We start from the raw sequence: 4,485 nt of genomic DNA on the forward strand, positions 1-4,485 counted from the left end.
CGATATGGCAGAGTTCCTCGAATGGCGCAAGACCAGGAAAAAAGGTGATTCAAAAGTAGTTCGGATTGGCTAGCACAATCTCAACGAGGATCATTTTACACACAATAATGGACTTGACCTGAACCAAGTATTATTTTTTAAAATTATTATTCAATTTTTTAAGTTCAAAAAGAATTTTATTAAGTAAAAAAAGCCCATACACAATAATAACTAATAATAAAGGTGGTAAAAAAACTAAAATAACATTTAATATATCAACAATAAAACTCATTTATCTTCCTCCTTATTTATCGGTAAGTTCTTGCAATTCCATCCAAGAGTACATTAGTTTGTTTGAACTTCTGGAACAGAGGAAATATAGAATCTGTGCAATAAGCATGAAAGTAAAAAAACAGGAAACAGATAAATTCGAAACAAATTATCGTAACGTAATAAGATTTCAACAATTAAAGGATATAATGTTAACTGACAATTGTCAACATTCCCACTTAGTTCCATTTTTATTCATATTATTTATATGCGACTGAATAAAAAGTGGACACTCCATTAGTAAAAGATAATAATTACTTTAGGAGGTGTTCACAATGGGTTGAAGAGTTAAAGCATCAAACGAATATTAATGGTAGTACATAAATCTAATTTTTCGAAAAATTAGCTGAACGATAATATAAGAAGTTTTTTTTATCTATACATTAATATAGAATTTAAAATTCCTGTATCTACAAGAAGGAGTGAAATGATCAAAATCGTCCAGAAATATCTTGCCTTTTTCATTATGGGACGGTAAAATAGATGTATTCTATATTGTACGTACAAGTTGAAAAATAACATGGATAACCGATATGATGTATGTACAAGTTAAAGTGCCAAGGCATAATAACCAATTTACGGAGGCGATTGAATTGATAAAGGTGAAACCGTGTACATTTTGGTTCGTGACCGGAAGCCAGCATTTGTACGGTCCGGAAACGTTGGAACAAGTTGCGGAGCATTCGCGCATTATCGCCGAACAGCTCGCGCAGGATCCGATATTCACTTACCCGATCGTTTTCAAGCCGATTGTGAAGACGCCGGATGAAATTTACAGGCTAATTTTGGACGCCAATAGCGACGATTCTTGCGCAGGCATTGTCACATGGATGCATACGTTCTCCCCGGCCAAAATGTGGATTGGCGGATTGTCGCAATTGCGGAAGCCGTTGCTTCATTTCCATACCCAATTCAACCGGGATATTCCGTGGGAAACGATCGATATGGATTTCATGAATTTGAACCAATCCGCTCATGGCGACAGGGAATACGGACATATTGGGGCCCGGCTCGGCCTGGCCCGCAAAGTTGTAGTCGGCCATTGGGAAGACGGAGAGGTACGCGCAAGCATTGCGGGCTGGATGCGCACGGCGGCCGCGTTCGCGGAGAGCCGCAGCCTGAAGGTGGCGCGTTTCGGAGACAATATGCGCGAAGTGGCCGTAACCGACGGGGACAAAGTAGAGGCGCAAATCAAATTGGGCTGGTCTGTCAACGGATACGGCATCGGCGATCTGGCGCAATTGATGAATGAGGTCGAAGAAAGCGAAGTGAAATCGCTGTTGAACGAATACGCCGAACGGTATACAATTGCCGCAGCGGGACTTGGCGAGGGGCCGGTCCGCGATGCGATCGCGTATCAGGCGCGGATTGAAATCGCCTTGAAACGGTTCCTGGAGGAAGGCGGATTCGGAGCGTTTACGACGACGTTCGAAGATTTGCACGGGCTGAAACAATTGCCGGGTCTGGCGGTACAACGGCTGATGGAGGCAGGCTACGGGTTCGGCGGCGAAGGAGATTGGAAGACGGCGGCGTTGACCCGGGTATTGAAAGTGCTCGCCGGCAATAAGAGCACTTCGTTCATGGAAGACTATACTTACCATTTCGAACCGGGCAACCATATGATTCTGGGGGCGCATATGCTGGAGGTATGTCCGACCATTGCGGCCGGACGTCCGACGGTTGAGGTGCATCCGCTCGGCATCGGCGGCAAGGAGGATCCGGCGCGCCTCGTTTTCGACGGGCAGGACGGACCGGCGGTGAACGCTTCGCTCGTCGATTTGGGACATCGCTTCCGTCTGCTCGTTAACGTCGTGGACGGCGTGAAGGTGGAACAATCGATGCCGAAGCTGCCGGTTGCGCGCGTACTGTGGAAGCCTCAACCTTCCTTGCGCGAATCGGCCGAAGCCTGGATTCTGGCGGGCGGGGCGCATCATACCGTTCTATCGTACGCCATCACGGCCGGGAATTTGACCGATTGGGCGGAAATGGCCGGGATCGAAGCCGTTGTGATCGATAAGGAAACGTCCGTACAACGGTTCAAGAACGAATTGCGCTGGAGCGACGCGGCTTACCGTTTATTAGGTTAAGCAAGCTTTGCCTGCGGCCATCCGGGCGGTATGGCGCATCCATTGGACAAATACAAGCTGCGGCGGCTGAGGTGAAAGATGAGCAACGTACGAATTCCTAAATATGTACAATTAAAAAACGAATTGTTGGCATGGCTGCAGGAAGGCAAGTTGCAGCCCGGGGAACAGTTCCCGTCGGAAAACGAAATTGCGGAGCAATTCGGTTTGAGCCGTCAGACGGTACGGCAAACGTTCGGGGAACTGGAGCAGGAAGGATGGCTGGAACGGATTCAAGGCAAAGGCACGTTCGCCAGAAACCCTCTGCGGCGCGAAAACGAACAGGTCAAAACGATCGGCATCGTAACGACGTATATTTCGGATTATATTTTTCCGCATATCGTGCGCGGTGCGGAGGCGGAACTGCGAAGCCGCGGCTACCGTCTGCTGCTGTCCAGTACGGACAATAATAAAGAGAAAGAGATGGAAAGCCTGCAATTGATGACGAGCCAGCCGCTCAGCGGGCTCATTATCGAGCCGACCAAAAGCGCGGAGGGCAATCCGAATCTGGAATATTTCCTGAAATTGCAGGAAAAGGGCATCCCTTATTTGATGATCAACGAAAAATACCGCGAGCTCGATTGTCCCTGTTTGAAAGTGGACGACGAAGCGGGCGGATTTGCGGCGGCGCTTCATCTGCTCGACCGCGGCCATCGCTTGATCGCCGGGTTCTTCAAACGGGATGATTTGCAGGGCGTAAATCGGCTGAAAGGCTTTCTCGCCGCGCACCGGAAATACGGATCGGCCGTTTCTTCGCGGCATGTGATAACCTTTACAACCGAACAAAAGCGTGAGGTGCCTTACCGGCAGGCGATCGAATTGCTTAGCGGCAATGAAGAGGAAAGGCCGACCGCGTTCGTATGCTATAACGACGAATTGGCGGTCGTCCTGATGGAAGCGGTCGCCCATTGCGGACTGCGCGTTCCGGAGGATGTGTCCATCGTCGGATTCGACGATTCGAGCTTGGCGACGGCTTCGGGAACGAAGCTGACGACGCTGACTCATCCCAAATCGGCGATGGGCGAAGCTGCGGCCAAGCAACTGGTCGGCATGATCGAGCAAGGAGACATCTATGAAGATACGATATTCGAGCCTGTATTGATCCGCCGCGATTCGGTGATCGACAGAAACTGACATTTTACATGGAAAGGAAGTGGGGGCAATGCTGGAGGCCCTGAAGCAGCAAGTGCTGGAAGCGAATTTGGAGTTGCCCAAGCACGGGCTCGTTACTTTTACTTGGGGGAACGTAAGCGGCATCGACCGGGAGAGCGGGCTGTTCGTCATTAAGCCGAGCGGCGTGCCGTACGAACAATTGAAGGCGGAGCATATGGTTGTCGTCGATCTGGATGGCCGCGTCGTCGAAGGGGAATTGCGCCCTTCATCCGATACGCCTACCCATATGGTTCTGTACCGGTCGTTCCCGGATATCGGCGGCGTCGTGCATACGCATTCGCCTTGGGGAACAAGCTGGGCGCAGGCGGGACGCCCTCTTCCTGCGTACGGCACAACGCACGCGGATTATTTCTACGGGGAAATACCGGTCACCCGTCCGATGACGAAAGAAGAGATCGAGGGCGCGTACGAACTGGAAACCGGGAATGTGATCGTAGAGCGATTTGCCGATTTGAATCCGAACCAGGTGCCCGGAGTGCTTGTTCACTCCCACGCGCCGTTCGTATGGGGAAAAGATGCGCATAACGCGGTTCACAATGCGGTCGTTCTGGAAGAAGTGGCCAAAATCGCTTCCCGGATGCTTCTGATCCGGCCCGATACGCCTCCCATGGATCAAACGCTGCTGGACCGGCACTTTTTGCGCAAGCATGGGGCGAACGCTTACTACGGCCAAAAAACGACAATGTAGTTGACGGTTCGAAACGTTCTTTCCGGTGCGGAAAGTCGACTTTTTGAACACGCAGTTTAAGCGTAAGCAAAATATAGGATCTCGGAATAAACCGGGCGATTGAGGCTCAATTTGGGGTGCTTGAGTTAAAATTATCGATGTAAACGTGTTTTTGAAAGCAATTTTCAAAAATGCGTATGCTAAAGAACCCGA

The 4,485-nt window shown here is 49.8% G+C and carries 4 protein-coding genes; 3 read left to right on the forward strand and 1 reads right to left on the reverse strand.

Annotation, left to right across the window (positions count from 1 at the left end; translation table 11 throughout):
* Window positions 1-130: 130 nt before the first annotated feature.
* The gene (locus tag KQI79_RS27045) at window positions 131-271 is read right to left on the reverse strand and encodes a hypothetical protein (RefSeq protein WP_216541431.1); all 141 of its coding nucleotides are present in this window, start codon (window positions 269-271) and stop codon (window positions 131-133) included.
* A gap of 574 nt (window positions 272-845) precedes the next feature.
* Here KQI79_RS27045 and araA point away from each other — a divergent pair.
* From araA to araD, 3 genes are all read left to right on the forward strand, one after another.
* Window positions 846-2,396 carry an L-arabinose isomerase gene (gene araA / locus KQI79_RS27050; protein WP_253298441.1) on the forward strand — a complete coding sequence of 517 codons (1,551 nt, stop codon included), beginning with the start codon at window positions 846-848 and terminating at the stop codon, window positions 2,394-2,396.
* 78 nt (window positions 2,397-2,474) lie between these two features.
* The gene (locus KQI79_RS27055) at window positions 2,475-3,566 is read left to right on the forward strand and encodes a GntR family transcriptional regulator (protein ID WP_216541432.1); all 1,092 of its coding nucleotides are present in this window, start codon (window positions 2,475-2,477) and stop codon (window positions 3,564-3,566) included.
* Between the two features lie 28 nt (window positions 3,567-3,594).
* Window positions 3,595-4,293 carry an L-ribulose-5-phosphate 4-epimerase gene (gene araD / locus KQI79_RS27060; RefSeq protein WP_216541433.1) on the forward strand — a complete coding sequence of 233 codons (699 nt, stop codon included), beginning with the start codon at window positions 3,595-3,597 and terminating at the stop codon, window positions 4,291-4,293.
* Window positions 4,294-4,485: the final 192 nt, after the last annotated feature.

The sequence above is a fragment of the Paenibacillus sp. MSJ-34 genome (assembly GCF_018918005.1).
In the GTDB taxonomy this organism is placed as follows: domain Bacteria; phylum Bacillota; class Bacilli; order Paenibacillales; family Paenibacillaceae; genus MSJ-34.